Source organism: Streptomyces sp. NPDC002032 (genome assembly GCF_042890765.1).
Classification (GTDB): domain Bacteria; phylum Actinomycetota; class Actinomycetes; order Streptomycetales; family Streptomycetaceae; genus Streptomyces.
Genome location: NZ_JBIASM010000024.1, coordinates 1 through 16,698 on the forward strand (window position 1 = coordinate 1; position 16,698 = coordinate 16,698).

18 protein-coding genes and 2 pseudogenes are annotated in these 16,698 nt (G+C 72.8%); 11 read left to right on the plus strand and 9 right to left on the minus strand.

All coding sequences use genetic code 11. From position 1 onward, the window contains the following. Positions 1-186: pseudogene (locus ACFYYT_RS33515) on the plus strand (2-oxoacid:ferredoxin oxidoreductase subunit beta); the annotation flags it as partial. A gap of 11 nt (positions 187-197) precedes the next feature. On the opposite strand, the gene ACFYYT_RS33520 reads toward ACFYYT_RS33515, so the two are convergent. The 5 genes and pseudogenes from ACFYYT_RS33520 to ACFYYT_RS33540 all read right to left on the minus strand — a co-directional run bounded on the left by ACFYYT_RS33520 (position 198) and on the right by ACFYYT_RS33540 (position 3,496). Further along, the gene (locus ACFYYT_RS33520; RefSeq protein WP_351826748.1) at positions 198-1,058 is read right to left on the minus strand and encodes an alpha/beta hydrolase; all 861 of its coding nucleotides are present in this window, start codon (positions 1,056-1,058) and stop codon (positions 198-200) included. Further along, positions 1,058-1,507, minus strand: a pseudogene (locus tag ACFYYT_RS33525) (TetR-like C-terminal domain-containing protein); the annotation flags it as partial. The gene ACFYYT_RS33520 and the pseudogene ACFYYT_RS33525, both read right to left, overlap by 1 nt. 107 nt (positions 1,508-1,614) lie before the next feature. Further along, on the minus strand, positions 1,615-2,403 hold the full coding sequence (locus ACFYYT_RS33530) for an aminotransferase class IV (RefSeq protein WP_351826746.1): 789 nt from the start codon (positions 2,401-2,403) through the stop codon (positions 1,615-1,617). A 112-nt stretch (positions 2,404-2,515) separates the two neighbouring features. After that, complete coding sequence (locus ACFYYT_RS33535) at positions 2,516-2,926, minus strand: rodlin (RefSeq protein WP_351826745.1); 411 nt, start codon at positions 2,924-2,926, stop codon at positions 2,516-2,518. 90 nt (positions 2,927-3,016) lie between these two features. Continuing rightward, positions 3,017-3,496, minus strand: a complete 480-nt coding sequence (locus ACFYYT_RS33540) for a DUF3515 family protein (RefSeq protein WP_351826744.1) — start codon at positions 3,494-3,496, stop codon at positions 3,017-3,019. A gap of 137 nt (positions 3,497-3,633) precedes the next feature. Between ACFYYT_RS33540 and ACFYYT_RS33545 the strand changes: the two genes are divergently transcribed. Next, positions 3,634-3,933 carry a DUF4287 domain-containing protein gene (locus ACFYYT_RS33545; RefSeq protein WP_351826743.1) on the plus strand — a complete coding sequence of 100 codons (300 nt, stop codon included), beginning with the start codon at positions 3,634-3,636 and terminating at the stop codon, positions 3,931-3,933. A 64-nt stretch (positions 3,934-3,997) separates the two neighbouring features. Further along, the gene (locus ACFYYT_RS33550; RefSeq protein ID WP_351826742.1) at positions 3,998-4,504 is read left to right on the plus strand and encodes a DinB family protein; all 507 of its coding nucleotides are present in this window, start codon (positions 3,998-4,000) and stop codon (positions 4,502-4,504) included. A gap of 16 nt (positions 4,505-4,520) precedes the next feature. Here the strand turns inward: ACFYYT_RS33550 and ACFYYT_RS33555 are convergent, their stop codons facing one another. Continuing rightward, positions 4,521-4,982 (minus strand): nuclear transport factor 2 family protein, encoded by a 462-nt coding sequence (locus ACFYYT_RS33555; RefSeq protein WP_351826741.1) that lies wholly within the window; start codon positions 4,980-4,982, stop codon positions 4,521-4,523. Between the two features lie 234 nt (positions 4,983-5,216). Continuing rightward, complete coding sequence (locus ACFYYT_RS33560; RefSeq protein ID WP_351826740.1) at positions 5,217-6,572, minus strand: lysine N(6)-hydroxylase/L-ornithine N(5)-oxygenase family protein; 1,356 nt, start codon at positions 6,570-6,572, stop codon at positions 5,217-5,219. A 228-nt stretch (positions 6,573-6,800) separates the two neighbouring features. On the opposite strand from ACFYYT_RS33560, the gene ACFYYT_RS33565 reads away from it, so the two are divergent. Next, positions 6,801-7,439, plus strand: coding sequence for an FMN-binding negative transcriptional regulator (locus ACFYYT_RS33565; protein WP_362866262.1), 639 nt, complete (start codon positions 6,801-6,803; stop codon positions 7,437-7,439). 27 nt (positions 7,440-7,466) lie between these two features. Here the strand turns inward: ACFYYT_RS33565 and ACFYYT_RS33570 are convergent, their stop codons facing one another. Next, on the minus strand, positions 7,467-8,069 hold the full coding sequence (locus ACFYYT_RS33570; protein WP_351826738.1) for an LmbU family transcriptional regulator: 603 nt from the start codon (positions 8,067-8,069) through the stop codon (positions 7,467-7,469). 588 nt (positions 8,070-8,657) lie between these two features. Between ACFYYT_RS33570 and ACFYYT_RS33575 the strand changes: the two genes are divergently transcribed. Both ACFYYT_RS33575 and argB read left to right on the plus strand, forming a co-directional pair. After that, positions 8,658-9,860 (plus strand): serine hydrolase domain-containing protein, encoded by a 1,203-nt coding sequence (locus ACFYYT_RS33575; RefSeq protein WP_351826737.1) that lies wholly within the window; start codon positions 8,658-8,660, stop codon positions 9,858-9,860. Between the two features lie 245 nt (positions 9,861-10,105). Next, complete coding sequence (gene argB / locus ACFYYT_RS33580) at positions 10,106-10,972, plus strand: acetylglutamate kinase (protein ID WP_351826749.1); 867 nt, start codon at positions 10,106-10,108, stop codon at positions 10,970-10,972. A gap of 34 nt (positions 10,973-11,006) precedes the next feature. Here argB and ACFYYT_RS33585 read toward each other — a convergent pair whose 3' ends face one another. Continuing rightward, positions 11,007-11,753, minus strand: coding sequence for an alpha/beta fold hydrolase (locus ACFYYT_RS33585; protein WP_351826736.1), 747 nt, complete (start codon positions 11,751-11,753; stop codon positions 11,007-11,009). A 461-nt stretch (positions 11,754-12,214) separates the two neighbouring features. On the opposite strand from ACFYYT_RS33585, the gene ACFYYT_RS33590 reads away from it, so the two are divergent. The 5 genes from ACFYYT_RS33590 to ACFYYT_RS33610 all read left to right on the plus strand — a co-directional run bounded on the left by ACFYYT_RS33590 (position 12,215) and on the right by ACFYYT_RS33610 (position 16,684). After that, positions 12,215-12,430, plus strand: a complete 216-nt coding sequence (locus ACFYYT_RS33590) for an MbtH family protein (RefSeq protein WP_351826735.1) — start codon at positions 12,215-12,217, stop codon at positions 12,428-12,430. Positions 12,431-12,512: 82 nt separating this feature from the next. Then, positions 12,513-13,229 carry an LmbU family transcriptional regulator gene (locus tag ACFYYT_RS33595; protein WP_351826734.1) on the plus strand — a complete coding sequence of 239 codons (717 nt, stop codon included), beginning with the start codon at positions 12,513-12,515 and terminating at the stop codon, positions 13,227-13,229. A gap of 237 nt (positions 13,230-13,466) precedes the next feature. After that, entirely contained in the window at positions 13,467-15,020 is a 1,554-nt protein-coding gene (locus ACFYYT_RS33600; RefSeq protein WP_351826733.1) for an amino acid adenylation domain-containing protein, read from the plus strand. A 34-nt stretch (positions 15,021-15,054) separates the two neighbouring features. After that, positions 15,055-15,285: an acyl carrier protein gene (locus ACFYYT_RS33605; RefSeq protein ID WP_351826732.1), complete on the plus strand. Its 231-nt coding sequence runs from the start codon at positions 15,055-15,057 to the stop codon at positions 15,283-15,285. Positions 15,286-15,499: 214 nt separating this feature from the next. Continuing rightward, positions 15,500-16,684 carry an NAD(P)/FAD-dependent oxidoreductase gene (locus ACFYYT_RS33610; RefSeq protein ID WP_351826731.1) on the plus strand — a complete coding sequence of 395 codons (1,185 nt, stop codon included), beginning with the start codon at positions 15,500-15,502 and terminating at the stop codon, positions 16,682-16,684. Positions 16,685-16,698 lie beyond the last annotated feature (14 nt).

Genomic DNA, 16,698 nt, shown 5'->3' on the forward strand with positions numbered 1-16,698 from the left:
GCGCTCTCCCGCCTCGCCGACCCCCACACCCTCCACCACACCCCCATCGGCGTGTTCCGCGACACCACCCGCCCCGTCTACGACACCCTCATGGCCGACCAGCTCGACACCGCCATCGACCAGAAGGGCAAAGGCGACCTCGCCACCCTCCTGACCGGCAACGACACCTGGACCGTCACCGGCTGACCGAGCGGGGATCAGTCCGCGAGGACCTCCAGCAGCCGGGCCGTGAACTCCCGCGGCCGCTCCGTGCATCCGAGGTGCCCGCCCGGGAACTCGGCGAAGGCGGTCCCGGTCAGCTCCGCCAGCCGCCGCGCCGGCCCCGACAGGGCCGGCTGCTCCCGGGAGTCCCGCCCGGCCGCCGTCACCAGCACCCCTGCCGCCCGTCGCAGCGCCGCCACGTCGGGGGTGTTCGAGGTGAACGGGCACAGCACGTGCTCCAGGAACCCCGGCTGGTTCGCGTACATGCGCGGCGCCATCTCCCGTACCTCGGGCGGCAGTCCGTCGGCTCCCCGGGGCTCGTCCCCGTCCCGGCCGTCGTCCCCGTCCGCCGCGAGCCCCTCGCCGAGGCGCGCCATCGCCGCCGCCGCGCCCCGCGCGCGCAGCAGCGTACGGACCTCCGTGAACAGCGCCCGGTACGGAGCGGGATCCTCCAGCACCTCCACCAGCGGCGGCTCGTGCGCCACCACCCGGCGCAGCCGCTCCGGGTGACGGGCCGCCAGGTCGAGCGCGGCGATGGCGCCCGCACTGCACCCGAGGACGTACGCGGGCTCGTGCGGGGAGACCAGCTCCAGCAACCGGTACGCGTCGTCGCCCCAGTCCGCCACCCGCTGGTCGGCGGGCGGCCCGTCGAGCGGACTGCGGGAGTGGCCGCGCGGGTCGAAGGAGACGACGGTGTACCCGGCCGCGGCGAGCCCGGGGGCGATGGCCGCGTACAGCCCCGCGTCGGCCCCGCCGCCGGGTATCAGCAACAGCACCGGGCCGCTGCCCCGCCGCTCGTGGTACAGGGTGGCGCCGGGCACCTTCAGGGTCCCGGTCGTGAGCGTGTCGGTGTCCATCAGTCCTCTTTCCCTTCCTCTTCCTCTTGCTCTTGCTCTTCTTCCGCGCCGTGGGGCGGCCAGTTCTCCAGCGCGACGTGCAGTGCGTCGAGCGCCCGCGCCCAGGAGGCGCGGACCTCGCGCGCGTGCCCGAAACCACCGCCGAGTTCCAGATGGGCGAAGCCGTGGAAGGTGCTGCGCAGCAGCCGGGCCGCGTCGGTCAGGTCCGGCTCGCGCAGCCCGTACCCGCGCAGCATCCCGTAGGTCAGCTCGACGCTGCGGCGCAGCCCCGCGCTGTCCGCGACCTCCTCCGGGTCGAAGCGCGTCTGCGTGGCGGCGTAACGGCCGGGGTGCTCCAGGGCGTAGGCCCGGTAGGCGTCGGCGAAGGCGACCAGCGCCTCCTTGCCGGACCGCCCCACGACCGCGTCGGCGATCCGCCCGGTCATCTCCTCGGAGGCCGGCAGCGCGACCCCACACGCACCATGGGGCACCCCCTTGTACCTAGGCCATCCAGGGAGGAACCTAGGAGGTCTAGGTTGAGGGTGTCCAGCGATTTCCGGTGAGGCGGCCCGGGGGCCTACGCGCTCGTGGGCGGGGGTGCTCCGGCGGCCGCCCAACGCGCCCGCCACCGCGCCACCCGCGGCGCGGGACCGGCGACCACCTCGACGCCCCCGTCGGCGCCCGCCCACCCCGTGACCGGCCGCGGCCCGTGCAGCGCGTTGACGGTCCACACCTCGCGCCCGCTCAACTCCGCCGGCCGGACCCGCCGGCGCCGCACCTCCACGCCCAGCTCACCGGCTCGCCGCAGCACCCAGCCGGCCGTCACCCCCGCCAGCACCGGCAGCGCGGGATCGACCACGCACAGGGCCTCCCCCTCCCACCACACCAGCGAGGCCGTGGCGGTCTCCAGTACGGTCCCGGCGGGCGAGACCAGCAGCGCGTCGTCGGCCCCCGCCGCGACCGCCCGCGCCCGCAGCCTCCCCAGCGCGGCGAGATCGGGACCCTTGCGCCGGGGCAACAGGCGCGGATCCGCGTCCTGCACCCACAGCCGTACCGCGGCGGTCCGCGGCGGCGCCGCCCGCATCCGCAGCCGGAGCCGCCCCGCGACCAGCTCCACCCGGGGGAACCAGCACCCGGCCGGGGGCAACGCCGCCGCCACGGCCTCGCGGAAGCCCGCCAGTTGCGCCTCCGGGCCGCCCGCCCCGGCGACCGCCGCGCCGAACCTGCGCCAGTGCGCGTCCCACTCCCGTACCCGTCCGTCCTCGACGAGCCACGAGTCGGCCGCCGAGAGCTCCCCCTCCGCCCCGCCCGGGACGAGGCCGTCCGCGCCGTACACCAGGACCCGTTCACCACTGCTCGCGCTCACGCCCGGAGCATAGGTCCGCGCCCCGGACCGGACCCGCGGACCGGGCCCGCACATGCGGAAGGGCCGGCCGAGGGCGCTCGTGCGGACGCCCCGGGCCGGCCCTTCCGGACGGTCAGCTGTTGGCGGAGAGGTTGCCGGACAGGACCGGGATGTTGTCCAGGATGTGGGAGAGCGGCTCGTCGCCCTTGGCCTGGGTGGAGTTCTCGGTGCACTGCTGGTTCTGCGGGTTGGACAGGACGTTGATGTCCTGGACGCCGATGTTGAGCAGCGCCACCAGCGACTGGGCGTTGACCTTGGCCGGCAGGCCGATGCAGGGCTTGTTCAGGGTGCCCTGGACCAGGCCGAGCTGCGGGCTCAGGTCGCCGGAGGTCTTCTGGTTGCCGTAGATCTGCTGGGCACCGTTGCCGTTGACGGTGTTGATCCCGTTGTCGTTGCCGATGGCCATGGCCGGGGTCGCGATGGCCGCGCCCGCGCCGACGGCAACGGCGGAGACCGCGGCAGCAGTCATGATCTTCTTCAGCATTCTCGAGCAGTCCTTCGCTTGAGGGATAACGGGCCCCCGATTGGGGAAGTCCCCCTGCTAACGCCGCCGGGCCCCGCTCGTGGCGGGGTGTCACCCGATTGCCACGTCGTCCGTCCCCAGGCAGCGGGACTTCCGCGCGATGTGGCCCAGGCTCGTGTTGATGACCACCAGGGCGTCACCGGCCACCTGCCCGCCCTCGAACGCGACCGAGACCGCCGTCTCGCGCCCGTAGGTGGTGAACACCCACTTCCCGCCGTGCCCGGCCCGTCCGTCGTCGAGCACCCAGTCGACGCCGTTGACGTTCACACAGCTGTCGACGGTCGGAGCGGGCGGCCGCACGCCGCACCGCAGCACCACGGCCCCGTCTCCCCATCCCGCGGCGCCCGTTCCCCGGACGGCGTCCCGCTCCCGCCCCAGCAGCCGCTGGGGGAGCCGCGCGAGCGTCTCCGTACAGGCGGGCCCGTCCGCGAAGGGTCCGGCCGGCACCCGGTAGGGCCCGAAGACCTCCACTCCGGCGACGACACCACACAGGGCCGCGGCAGCCGCGGCCCACACGATCACCTTGCGCACGGCCCACCCCCGCCGCCAGGGTACGGTCCACCTGAACCGAAAAGATCTTCGGGGGCGGGCGATGAGTTCCGCCGCCGGGCGCGGTCTGTCCTTCGGACGCGCACCGCGGCCACGGACCAGCACAGGGGAGAGCGGACATGTCGTTCCAGGCGTACCTCGACACCATCGAGACCAAGACCGGACTGACGCCACGCCAGTTCATCGCCCTGGCCGGCGAGCGCGGCTTCGACGACCCCGCCACGAAGGCGGGGACGGTCCTCGCCTGGCTCAAGGAGGAGCACGGCCTGGGCCGGGGGCACGGCATGGCCCTGGTCCACGTGTTCAAGCACGGGGCGAAGATCGACGCGAAGCACGTCGGAACGAGCGGTTCCCACCGCGACGCCTCCGACACCCTCTGGCTGGACGGCAAGGCCACCCGCCCCGCCGACGCCCGGTGAGCGGGCGGGCGGTGGCCGGGGCACCGGCCCCGGCCGGCCGCCGCCCGGGTGAGAGGATCGGGCGATGACCGTCGAACGCCTGAACCCGCCGACCATCGCCGACGAGCGCGAAATGCTCCGCGCCCACCTGGACTTCCACCGGCAGACGCTTGAGCTCAAGTGCGCCGGCCTGAGCGACGACCAGCTCCGCACCCGCTCCATGCCGCCCTCCACCCTCAGCCTGCTGGGCGTGGTCCGGCACATGGCCGAGGTCGAACGGAACTGGTTCCGGCGGGTGATCGACGCGCAGGACGTCCCGCTGGTGTGGTCGGACGACTTCGACTTCCAAAAGGCGTACGAGGCCTCCGACGCGGACTCCGCCACCGCGTTCGGCGCCTGGCGGGACGAGACCGAGCACGCCCGGCGCATCGAACGGCAGGCCCCGACCCTGGACCTGGTGGCCCACGAACGCCGGCGCGGCTTCGACGTCTCGCTCCGCTGGGTGATGCTGCACATGATCCACGAGTACGCCCGCCACAACGGCCACGCCGACTTCCTCCGCGAGGGCATCGACGGCACGACCGGGGTCTGAGGGGCGCCGGGCGTCCTCAGGCCAGGTCGTCGCGGGTCACCCGGCGGTGGGCGGTGCGCCACGTGCCGTGGGTGCGGACCAGGACGTCCTCCATGACGTACACGTACAGGACCCTGGAACCGCCGCCGCCGGGCGTGACGTACGCCAGGGCCGAGCAGCGGGTGCGCAGCGAGCCGTCCGCCTGGGGGCGCACGTCGAGCATGCCGATCCAGTGGTCGAGGCGGCTGCCGGCCCGCCGCTCGCGGGCCGCGCCGGCGCGCACGCAGCCGGTGAGCCCGTCGCGGACGCGCACCGGCGCGGACAGCTGCGGCCCTTCGAAGACGGCGTCCTCGGTGAAGGTGTCCGGCCAGGCCCCGGCGTCGTGCGCGTCCAGGATCCGCAGCTGCTGCGCATAGAAATGCTGCACCTCCGCGTACAGGACGGAGAATTCCCTGCTCCGGGGCGTGCGTTCGGCGGTGCCCACCAGCTCGATGGTCATGATCTCGGCCTCCGCTTTCCGTCCTTTTCCCTGCTCGGTGCCGCCAGTCTTCGAGGGCCGGATCGAACATCCTTTAAATACCCCTCAAGCGGGGCGCGGAATTCTCGAAAAAAGACGTCATGACCGTATTCGGAGATATCGCCGTATCGCGGATGCCCCGAAAGGGACGCGGACGCCCCGAAAGGGACGCGGGCGGGCCCCGGCGCCGCGGCCGCGGCGCCGGAGACCCTGCTCTCAGGCCGCCGAGGGTTCCTTCGTCGCGGCGGTGGTGTGGTTCAGCTCCCGCTCGGTGCGCCGCAGCACGATCGAGTCGGCGATCTCCCCGCTGCGCACCGCGATGTTCGACAGCAGGGAGGACGACAGGCCGTGGCTGTGCTCGGTGCCGCCCTGCACGTAGACGCCGCAGGTCAGCCCGGCCGAGCTGACCAGGCGGTAGTCGCGCTGCACCCGGTGTCTGCCCGCCGCGTCCCGCTCGAAGTGCCGGTCGAAGTCCTCGCCGAGCAGGCGGGCCGGGTCCAGCCCGTCGTAGCCGGTGGCGAACACCAGCGCGTCGACGGCCAGCTCCTCCGTGCGGTCGTCGAGCAGCGAGCGCAGCACCACCCGGGTCCCGTCCCCGACGCGCCTGACCTCCTCGACCCGGGTGAGGTTGCGGAAGTGCAGCCGCTGGTTCCCGAGCACCTGCTCGTCGTACGACCGCTGGTACAGGGCCCGGATCACGTCGCTGTCGACCACCGAGTAGTTGGTGTTGCGGTGGTAGCGCCAGAACGCGTCCCGCGCCCGCTCGGTGCCGAAGTAGTACTCGTCGACCGCGCCGGGGTCGAACAGCTGGTTGACGAAGGGGGTGTCGTCGGCGACGGAGTAGCCGTAGGACGGGATGACCGCCGAGACCTCGGCGTGCGGCAGCGCGTCGTGGAGGAAGCGGGCGATCTCCGCCGCGCTCTGGCCGGCGCCGACCACCGCCACGCTCTTGAGGTCGTCCGGGGCCTGGGCCTTGAACTTGCTCAGGAACTCCGAGCTGTGCCAGACCCGGTCGTCCGCCGTGACGCCCTCCGGCAGGCGCGGCACCAGGCCCGTGGAGATGGCCACGTTGCGCGCGGTGACCACGCGCGAGGCGCCGTCACCGTCGCGCACCTCCAGCTCCAGGAGGCCGGCGGTCGCGGCCCCGGGCTCGGTCACCGGGCGGATCGAGACCACCTCGGACCCGTAGCTGACCCGGTCGCGCAGTCCGGCGGCCGCCCACTCCAGGTACTGGTGGAACTCCTGGCGGGTCGGGACGAAGTCCGCGTTGTTCACGAACTGCGCGAGCCGGTTCGAGGCGTGCAGGTACGAGACGAAGCTGAACCGGGAGAGCGGGTTCCGGAAGGTCACGAGGTCCTTCAGGAACGAGATCTGCATGGTCGTCGAGGGCAGCAGCATGTTCCGGTGCCAGCCGAAGGCGGGCTGCCGCTCGAAGAAGTGGGACTTGATCGGATCCTGCGCAGCGCTCGCCCCGTGCTCCTCCAGGGCGATCGCGAGCGACATGTTGGACGGGCCGAAACCAATACCGACCACGTCGTAGATCTCTTGGTTGCGCCTACCCGTTACGCCCATAGAAAATTCTCCCGCTAGCGTCTGAAAAACTTGGACGGTGGCCCGAGAGACCGTTATGCAGTGTTGCCCTGGAGTGCGTCTCAAGACAACCTGGAGACGATATGAAGCCCCTTTTGAGGGTTTCCCGGGCGCCTGTTATCGGGAATCGTTGTCCTGTCGCCGGGACACCGGTACGGTCGGCGCATATCTTCAGAATTCGTGCGTTTCGAAAGGAGAATGCGGGTGTTCGTGCCCAACGATTACCGCGAACCGGACAGTTCGTGGATGGTGGACCTGATCCGCGCCAACCCCCTGGCGCTCGCGGTCGCCAACGGCAGCCCCGAGGACGGTCCGTTCGCCACGCACCTGCCGGTCATCTTCGATCCCGAGACCCCCGGGGCCCCGGCGGCCGGGCTGCCCGGTGCCACGCTGCTCGGGCACCTGAACCGGGAGAACCCGCACTGGGCGGCGCTGGAGACGGGCAGCGTCCTGTTGCTGACCTTCACCGGTCCGCACTCCTACGTGTCGCCGACGGTGTACGAGAAGACGCCGGCCGCCCCGACCTGGAACTTCACCTCGGTACACGTCCGGGGCGTGGTGGAGAGGATCGACTCGGCCGAGGAGACGCTCGGCGTGGTGCAGTCCACCGTGCGCGCCTTCGAGGGGCGGTTCGGCAACGGCTGGGACATGACCGAGTCGCTCGACTACTTCCGCGAGATCCTGCCCGGAGTGGGGGCCTTCCGGTTCACCGTGACCGGGGCCGAGGGGATGTTCAAGCTCAGCCAGGAGCAGCCCGGCGAGGTGCGCGAGCGCGTACGGGAGTCCTTCGGGCGGAGCGCGTGCACCTACAAGCGCGAGACCGCCGGGCTGATGAGCAACCTGCCGTGAGCCGCCCCGGACCTCGGCGCCGGGGACTCAGACGCTGACGGCCACCTTCGGCTCGGAGGCCGCGTCGAGTTCCGCCAGGCTGCCGAGGTCCGCCAGGGCGCTCGCGGCCGCGCTGTCCAGCGTGCTCATCACCCACTGCTCGAAGTCGACGCCCAGCTGCCGCGCGGCCTTGCCCCACCAGTCGACCCGGCTGCCGGGCACCTCCAGGCGCCGGCACGGCTCGGTGACGGCGCCCGGCGGCCGCTCACCCTCGCGCGCGGCGCGGATGGCCGCGCGCAGCTGCTTGGTGGTCCACTGCCCCTGCTCGGCCCGGCCGAGCCACAGGTCCTGCTGCTCGACCGGCATGGAGGCCAGCTCGGCGTGGTGCTGGAAGCTCAGCGCGGGCCGGCGCCGGGTGAGGTCGAAGCGTCTTGACACCCAGGCGTAGTTGCGCAGGGTCTGGTAGGAGAGGCCGGCCGCGCGGATCCCGCGCTGGTACCGGTCGGTGTAGTGGTCCTTGCCGTACACGAGCCAGTCGCCCAGCCACCAGGACGAGGAGTCGAGGACGTCGGCGAGCTGGCGCCCGGCCCGCTCCCACTCGGCGTAGGCCAGTCCGCTCGGCATCTGCAGTCCCACCTTGGTCGTCAGCACCTGGCACGGTCCCTGGCCCGGTCCCTGCGCCTGCCGCGGCGCGGCCCCCGTCGTACCCGGCCGGCGGGGCGGGAGCTGGGGGAGAGAGGTTGCCCGGCCGCCACGCGACCCTGCGGATTGATCGGCCTGACGAGCCATCATGCCTCCATCGGAAGGGACTGCATAACCGGCGAGAAGTCTGGCGAGGGGGTCTGGAGAAGCGACGGAGTGGCGTTCGAAGACCTGCGCGGAGATCACTTCGGTGGCATGACCCCCCTCGTCCGGTGGCATCATCGGTGAGTTCCGGGCGGCCCGGCACGTGAGCGTTCAGGTGACCGCCCGGGGGCCCGTCCCGTCGACGGGACGGCGGCCGGCCGTCCCCCGGTACCGGCACGGTCCCGGTCCCGGTCCCGTGACGAGGGCGCCGCGCCGGACCGTACGGTGCGCCCGCCCCCGGGCCGCCCACCGCCCGCGTGCCCCCGCGGACCCGCCGACCGCCCCCCGCGTTCCGCCCGCCCGGGCCCCTTCGCCGCCCGCGGGCCGCACCCGTACCCGTACTCGTACTCGTACTCGTAAAAGCCGAGCACAGCCGACCCCCAGGAGCGGGACATGACGATGACGACACGCAAGAGAACGAAGGCCGGCGTGGTCGCCCTGGCGGCGCTCGCGATGGCGGCCACCGCCTTCACGGGCCCGGCCCAGGCGGCGCCCGGCCGGGCGCCGCGGGACACGGCGTCCACGGCGGCCGGCCACCCGGCCACGCAGCGCGCGATCGTCGCGGCCGTCGCGGCCGGCGTCCCCGGCATCACCGCCGAGGCGCGGGACGCGGGCGGCGTCTGGAAGACGGCGGCGGGCGTGGGCAACCTGAAGACGGGCGCCCCGCGCGGCAAGAACGACCGTTTCCGCATCGGCGGCATCACCAACACGTTCGTGGCGACCGTCCTGCTCCAGATGGAGGCGGAGAAGAAGCTCAGCCTCGACGACTCCGTGGAACGCCACCTGCCCGGCCTGGTCACCGGCCACGGCAACGACGGCAGCCGGATCACGGTACGCCAGCTCCTCAACCACACCAGCGGCCTGTTCGACTACCTGGCCGACGCGGACTACGCCGCCACCTACCTCGGCGGCGACAGCTTCCTCCAGCACCGGTACGACACCGTGACGCCCCAGTCGCGCATCGGCGTGGCGCTCTCCCACGAGCCGCCGTTCCAGCCCGGGGTCCGGCACTGGTACTCCACCACCAACGACGTCCTGGCCGCGCTCGTCCTGGAGCAGGTCGCCGGCCGGTCCTACGAGGACGAGGTGCGCCGGCGCATCATCAACCCCCTGGGGCTCACGGCGACGTCCCTCCCCGGCAGCGGCGTCCGCCTGCCCCAGCCGAGCGGCCGCGGCTACTCCAGGCTGTTCGCCGCGCAGCCGGACCGGATCGACGACGTCACCGAGATGAACGCGTCCCAGGCCTGGGGCAACGGCGACATCATCTCCAGCGCCGCCGACCTGAACCGGTTCTACGAGGCCCTCATGCGCGGCCGGCTGCTGCCGCCGCAGCAGCTGGGGGCGATGAAGACGACCGTGGAGAACCCCGACTTCCCGGGCTCCTCCTACGGACTGGGCATCGAGCGGCTCACGACGAGCTGCGGCAGCACCGTCTGGTACCACGACGGGGGCACGTTCGGCTGGATCACCGTGGCCACCTTCACCGAGGACGCCCGCCACCAGCTCACCTACAACTACAACGCCAACTGGGGGGCGCAGACGCTCCTCCCCGTCCTGAACGCCGAGTACTGCGAGCCGCCCGCCCGCTCACGCTGAGCCGGGCCGCCGGGCAGCCCGGGCCCGGCTCGCACGACCACGACATGTCCGTCAACGGGAGGGTCCATGACAGTGCGAGCAGCCGTGGCCGGCGCGAGCGGGTACGCGGGGGGCGGGCTCCGCCGCCCCCGGCCTCCCCGGGGGGCCGGGGCCTTCCACGATCGCGGTCGCGTCCACGAGAACAGCGAGCACGCCTCGTGAGCGCCGCGCCCAAGGCACACGCCCTCGTCGAGGCGCTGCCCTGGATGGCCCGCCACCACGGCAAGACCGTCGTCATCAAGTTCGGCGGCAACGCCATGGTCGACGACGACCTCAAGGCGGCCTTCGCCAAGGACGTCCTCTTCCTGCGGCACGCCGGCCTGCACCCCGTCGTGGTGCACGGCGGCGGCCCGCAGATCAGCGCGCAACTGCGGCGCCTGGGACTGGAATCCCGCTTCCAGGGCGGGCTGCGGGTCACCACCGACGAGACCATGGACGTCGTGCGCATGGTCCTCGCCGGACAGGTGCAGCGCGAGCTCGTCGGGCTCCTCAACGAGCACGGCCCGCACGCCGTCGGCATGACCGGCGAGGACGCCCGGCTGATGACCGCCACCAAGCACTACGCGCGGGTCGACGGCAAGGCCGTGGACATCGGCCGCGTCGGCGAGGTGGCCCAGGTCGACGCCGGGATCGTCCGGGCCCTCCTCGACGACGGACGCATCCCCGTCATCTCCTCCATCGCCCGGTCCCAGGACGCCAAGGACGCCGCCGGGGGAGGGGTGTTCAACGTCAACGCCGACACCGCCGCCGCGGCCCTCGCCGCCGCGCTCGGCGCCGAGGCGCTGCTGATCCTCACCGACGTCGAGGGCCTGTACGCGAACTGGCCGCACAGCGACGAGGTGATCCCCCGGCTGACCGCGGGCGAACTGTCCGCGCTGCTGCCCGCACTGGCCTCCGGGATGATCCCCAAGATGGAGGCCTGCCTGTACGCCGTGACCCACGGGGTGCGCAGCGCACGCGTCATCGACGGCCGGACCGAGCACTGCGTCCTGTCGCAGATCTTCACCGGGGAAGGCGCCGGCACGGTGGTCGTACCGGACGACGCCGCGGGCTTCGAGGGAGCGACGGCCTGAGCGGCCCCACGACCGCCGCGCCCGGGCCGCCCCGTCAGGCGCGCCGCGCCGCGCCCGCCGCGTCGAGGGCCGCCGTCGCGTCCCGGCCGATCTGCCGCAGCAGCGGCCGGGGATCGTCCTGGAAGTAGAAGTGACCGCCCTCGAAGACCCGCAGGCCCATGAAGCGTTCGGTGTACGCGGCCCAGCCGGCCATCCGCCGGGGTGACGAGGCGTGGTCCCCGGTGCCCGCGAAGGCGGACAGCGCCACGGGCAGCGCGGCGGCGTCCGGGTCGGGCCGCCAGTTCTCCACCAGGGCCAGGTCGGCCCGGATGACCGGTGCGAACAGGGCCCACAGCTCGGGGTCGTCGAAGACCTCGTCGGGCGTGCCGCCGAGCCGCTTCAGCGCGGAGCGCAGCTCGGCGTCCGCCATCCCGTGGTACGGCGTCCCCGCCCCCGCCGGCTGCGGCGCGGACCGCGCGGACACCCCGATCCACACCGGCAGCGGCAGGCCCCGGTCGACGGCCCGCCGGGTGATCTCGTACGCCACGAGGGCGCCCATGCTGTGTCCGAAGAGCGCGTAGGGGATGGCCGGATCGGGCTCGATGGCGCCCAGCAGGAAGTCGGCGAGCCGGCCGGCGTCCGCGATCTGCGGCACGTCGAGGAGGAAGCCGTGCCCGGGGGCGTCGAGCAGCCGGACGTCCCAGCCGTCCGGGAGCCCGGCGGGCCAGTGGCGGTACAGCGTGTGCGAGCCCCCGGCGTGGTGCAGGACGAACAGGCGCAAGGCAGGTCGGGTGCTGTACATCTCTCCCCCTCGGATGGGCCCCGCACGGGACGGTCGCCCCTCGGACCGTAGACCCCGGGCCCCCGGAACGGGGCGGGCACCAGGCGCGCTCAGGCCCCGGTGCGGCCGCCCTCGGGCGGTTCTCCACCGCCCGCTCCGGGATCCGGCCCCGGGCGCCCGGCCCCCCACCCGCCCCTCCAGGAGATCTTGACCGCGTCTCAAAAGGGCCCTGTCTACAGTGGTGCCGTCGGCCATCCGGCCCTGCGCCCGGCCGGCCCGTACGACGACGACCGGGGCCCGGCCCAGAAGGCCGGGGCCCCGCACCACCGCTCGAAGCGGAGCGGACGGCGGACGGCCCACCGGCCGCCGTACGTTCCCCGGCCCGGGGACGGGGGCGACCGGCGTACCCGCGCCGCCCGCTCCGCACCTGCCCGGCGCATTCCCATCCCGAGTCACCCCATGACAGTTGAGGACGGTGCGAGTTGAGCACGAACCCCTTCGATGACGAGGACGGCCGCTTCCACGTGGTGGTCAACGACGAGGAGCAGCACTCCCTGTGGCCCGCGTTCGCCGAGGTTCCCGCGGGCTGGCGGGTGGTCTTCGGCGAGGCGGCCCGGGCCGAGTGCCTCGAGTACGTCGAGCAGAACTGGACGGACCTGCGCCCCAGGACCCTGCGCGAGGCCATGGCGGCCGACTGAGCGGGGCCGCGGCCTCGCGGGGATCGGTACGTACGCCCGGGCAAGCACTCTGAGTGGGGAGACGAAGGTGGCGAGCGGCGCTGTGAGGACCGCGAGCGGTTTCAAGGCGGGGCCGGGGTGCGACACCGGTGAGTCCGCGCAACGCGACCTGGTCCTGCCCTTCGCGGGGTCCCGGGCCAAGGTGCAGAAGTCGGGGATGATCCTCCCGCAGAACCTCCCCGAGCGTTCCTGGGAGCAGATCGGCACCGATCTGCGCGAGCTCGTGAACTCCTCCGCGTGGTGGCTCGCCGACTGGCTGATCTACGGCGAGGCCACCTACGGGTGGCGGCGGTACAAGGAGGCGATCGAGCGCACCGGGCTCGACTACCAGACCCTGCGCAACTACGCCTGGGTGGCCCGGCGGTTCGACCACCACCGCAGGCGGGACGGCCTCAGCTTCGCCCACCACGCCGAGGTGGCCCGCCTGGCGCCGCCCGAGCAGGACTACTGGCTGCGCAAGGCCGAGCAGCAGAAGTGGTCGCGCAACGAGCTGCGCCGCTCGGTCCGCGCCAGCCTGGCCGTGCAGAGCGACACCGCCGAGGTCCCCCCGGCCGGCGGCGACGCGCGGCGGGACGTGCCCCGGCTGGCCGCGGCGACGCCCGCCGACGAGCGCCGGCAGCAGGTCACCACGCTGACCATCGAGCTGTCGGCCGGCCAGCTGGAGCACCTCTCGAAGACGGCCGCCGCACACGGCCTGCCCGTCGACAAGTGGGTGACCCGGATGCTGGAGACCGCCGAGCGCCAGAGCGCCACCGCCTAGGGGGCGCCGGGCGGGCGGCCCGGGCGCTCCGGCCCCGGATCCGCCGGACACCCCCAAGGCGCCGTACCCCCAAGGCCCCGCACCCCCCCAGGCCTCGCACCCCCCAGGCCTCGCACCCCCCCCAGGCCTCGCACCCCCCTCAAGACCCCGCACCGCCCGAACGGCCCGGCCGGCCCCGGTTCGCGGGGTGCGCCGGCGGCCCGTCCGACCGGACACCTCTCACATCGGAGTCAGTTGATGATCCTTCAGGGAAAGCGGGTCGCCCTGCCCCCGGCGCCCGTCGTCCACCGGCGCTTCGAGGAGCACGCGCGGACCACCCCCGACGCCGTGGCCGTCGTGTGGGCCGGTCACCGCACGACGTACGCGGAGCTGGACGCGCGGGCGAACCGTTTCGCCCACTGGCTGGGCGCGCGCGGACACGGCCGGGGCGCGAAGGTCGGCATCTGCCTCGACTACTCGACCGACATGCTCGTCGCCATCCTCGGCACCCTGAAGGCGGGCGCGGCCTACGTACCGTTCGACCCGGCCTACCCGGAGGCCCGGCTGCGGCTGCTGCTGGGCCAGGTGCCCGGCCTCGCCCTGATCGTGGCCTCCCCCGACACGGCCGGGCTGGTCGCCTCGGCGGGCGTGGACGTCATCGGCCTCGGCCCGCTCCGCGACGAGCTGGCCGCCCTCCCCGCGCACGCGCCCGGCGTCGAGGTCACCGGGGACGACGTCTGCTACGCGGTCTTCACCTCCGGATCGACCGGTACGCCCAAGCTGACCGCGGTCCGGCACGAGGGCTGGTTCAACCTGATGAACTGGCTGAGCCTCGCGTACGGCCTGGACAGCGGGTCGCACAACCTGGTCGTCAGCGCCTTCGGCTTCGACCTCTCCCAGCGCGCCCTGATGACGGCGCTGTTCTGCGGCGCCACCCAGTACCTGATGGCGAGCCGCAACTTCGACGCCATGATGGCCTACGGCATCCTCCGCCGGAATGAGATCCGCACCGTCCACTGCGCCTCCAGCACCCTGTACCTGCTGGTCGACTGGGAGACCGCGCGCGGCGGCGACGCCCTGGCCCGGCTGGACTACGTCCTCTTCGGCGGGGAGGCCCTGAAGGCCGAGCGGCTCACCGCGTGGGCCCGGCGCGAGGGCAACACCTGCACCCTCCTGCACCAGTACGGCGTCGCCGAGTGCACGGACGTCGCGACCTCGTACGACCTCGCCGGCTACCGGCCCGGCGAACACGACGTCCCGCCCGTCGGAACGCCCGCGTACAACACCGACATCCACCTCGTCGACGAGGAACTGCGCGGCGTCGCCCCCGGCGAACAGGGCGAGATCTGCATCTCCGGGGCGAGCGTCGGCGCGGGCTACCTGGGCGCGGGCCCCGAGAACCGGAAGTTCACCACGCTCACCGTCGACGGGGAGCCGCGCCGGGCGTACCGCACGGGCGACCGCGGCTACGTGAACGAGGCCGGTGAGCTCATCGTCCTCGGCCGGATCGACGCCCAGGTGAAGGTACGGGGCATGCGCATCGACCCCACCGACATCGAGCGCGCCCTCGCCCGGCTGCCCGGGGTCCGCGAGGCCGCCGTGGTGGTCACGTACACCGGCTCCGGCGAGGCGGAGCTCGTCGCCTTCATCGTCCCGGCGGGGGAGGCGCCCGCCGAGAACGACCTGCGCACCGGGCTGCTGGAGACGCTGCCGCGGAACATGGTTCCGGCCCGCTTCCTGAACATCCCTCGAATTCCGCTGAGCCCCCACGGGAAAGCGGACCGCGCGGCGCTGGTGGACGCGGCGGCATAGTCGGCCGACCTTGATGAAAACCGAGAGGACTGTGATGATTGCCGATCGCGTGCGGGCCATTTGGTGCCGGGAACTCAAGCAGGACGAGATAACCGACGACGATGATTTCTTCGCCCTGGGCGGCCAGTCCCTGATCATGGTCAACATTCAGGGGGCATTTCTGGACGAGCTGGGCGTAGAGGTCCCGATGGACCAGATGTTCCGCAATTCCACGGTGGCGTCGATCTCGGCGTACATCGAGTCGCTGGGCGCGGTGGCTCCCTAGCATCGGGCCTGGCATCAGGCGTGGTTGACGCCGTGCCGTGTCTCGCCGGCGAGACACGGCACGGCGCCGACGCGCATTTCCCCCGCGTCCGGCTCCTGTTCATTCCGCCAGTCCGGGCGGCTAGCATCGCATTCATGCCCGCGCTTCCCCGCCATTTCCTTCCGCATTGCGGCGCGCCGGGCGAAACAACCTTGCCAAGAGAGGCGTAGGCGCCATGTACGACGTGATTGTCATAGGTGCCCGTTGCGCGGGTTCGCCGACGGCCATGCTATTCGCGCAGCAGGGATACCGCGTCCTGCTCCTGGAGAAAGCGACCTTCCCGCAGGACACCCTGTCCTCCCACTACCTCCACCAGCCGGGCGTGGCGCTCCTCGCCCGGTGGGGGCTGCTCGACGCGCTCCGCGAGGCGGGCTGCCGGCCGATCGACCACGAGAGCTACCAGGGTCCCGAGGTCCGGCTCGACGGCTTCTCCCTGCCGGTCGACGGCCAGCGCACCACGTACGCGCCGCGGCGCTACGTGCTCGACCCGATCCTCGCGGCCGGAGCCGTGGCGGCGGGCGTGGAGTTCCGGGAGGGCTGCGCGGCCAACGACCTGGTCTTCGAGGACGACAGGGTCGTCGGCGTCCGCTACACGGCGCCCGACGGCGCCGAGGTCACGGAACGGGCCCGCCTCGTCGTCGGCGCGGACGGCATGCGCTCCCTGGTGGCCCGCAAGGCGGGTGCGCCGAAGGTCATCGAGCACGCGCGCATGACCTGCGTCTACTACAGCTACTGGTCCGGGATCTCCGCGGGCTTCGAGCTGTACGAGCGGCCGGGACGCTGGGTGGCGGCCGTCCCCACCAACGACGACCTCACGCTGATCATGACGTACTTCCCGCAGGACGAGTACAACGAGGTCCGCAAGGCGGCGGAGTCCGCCTACCTCGAAGCCGTCCGCACCACCGCCCCCGACCTGTTCGCGCGCATGTCGGCGGGCACCCGCGTGGAGCAGATGTACGGCACCGGGCACCAGGAGAACTACTTCCGCAAGGCCTACGGGCCCGGCTGGGTCCTGGTCGGCGACGCCGTGCACCACAAGGACTCCATCACCGCCCGCGGCATCACCGACGCCTTCGTCCAGGCCCAGGCGCTCACCGGCTACATCGGGGAGCGGCTGCACGACGACACCGCCCTCAAGGCGGCCCTGCGGCGCTACGAGAACGACCTGGGCAACACCGCCCTCAGCCTCTACCAGGGCGTCCTCAACGTGGCCGAGCTCAAGCCCGAGGGGCGCACGGAGATGCTCCGCAAGCTGGCCGGTCACCAGGACCTGATCGACCGCTACTTCTCCACCACGTCGGGCGCGATCTCCCTCGACGACTTCTACAACGCCGACCTGTTGACGGTACTCGATCAGTAATTGAGCGGCGGACC

Bases quoted from the DNA above. Each gene is read 5' to 3' on its own strand.
- ACFYYT_RS33520 (WP_351826748.1), bottom strand. From the start codon at position 1,058: ATGGACACCGACACGCTCACGACCGGGACCCTGAAGGTGCCCGGCGCC.
- ACFYYT_RS33535 (WP_351826745.1), bottom strand. From the start codon at position 2,926: ATGCTGAAGAAGATCATGACTGCTGCCGCGGTCTCCGCCGTTGCCGTC.
- ACFYYT_RS33545 (WP_351826743.1), top strand. From the start codon at position 3,634: ATGTCGTTCCAGGCGTACCTCGACACCATCGAGACCAAGACCGGACTG.
- ACFYYT_RS33550 (WP_351826742.1), top strand. From the start codon at position 3,998: ATGACCGTCGAACGCCTGAACCCGCCGACCATCGCCGACGAGCGCGAA.
- ACFYYT_RS33555 (WP_351826741.1), bottom strand. From the start codon at position 4,982: ATGACCATCGAGCTGGTGGGCACCGCCGAACGCACGCCCCGGAGCAGG.
- ACFYYT_RS33560 (WP_351826740.1), bottom strand. From the start codon at position 6,572: ATGGGCGTAACGGGTAGGCGCAACCAAGAGATCTACGACGTGGTCGGT.
- ACFYYT_RS33575 (WP_351826737.1), top strand. From the start codon at position 8,658: ATGACGATGACGACACGCAAGAGAACGAAGGCCGGCGTGGTCGCCCTG.
- argB (WP_351826749.1), top strand. From the start codon at position 10,106: ATGGCCCGCCACCACGGCAAGACCGTCGTCATCAAGTTCGGCGGCAAC.
- ACFYYT_RS33585 (WP_351826736.1), bottom strand. From the start codon at position 11,753: ATGTACAGCACCCGACCTGCCTTGCGCCTGTTCGTCCTGCACCACGCC.
- ACFYYT_RS33600 (WP_351826733.1), top strand. From the start codon at position 13,467: ATGATCCTTCAGGGAAAGCGGGTCGCCCTGCCCCCGGCGCCCGTCGTC.
- ACFYYT_RS33605 (WP_351826732.1), top strand. From the start codon at position 15,055: ATGATTGCCGATCGCGTGCGGGCCATTTGGTGCCGGGAACTCAAGCAG.
- ACFYYT_RS33610 (WP_351826731.1), top strand. From the start codon at position 15,500: ATGTACGACGTGATTGTCATAGGTGCCCGTTGCGCGGGTTCGCCGACG.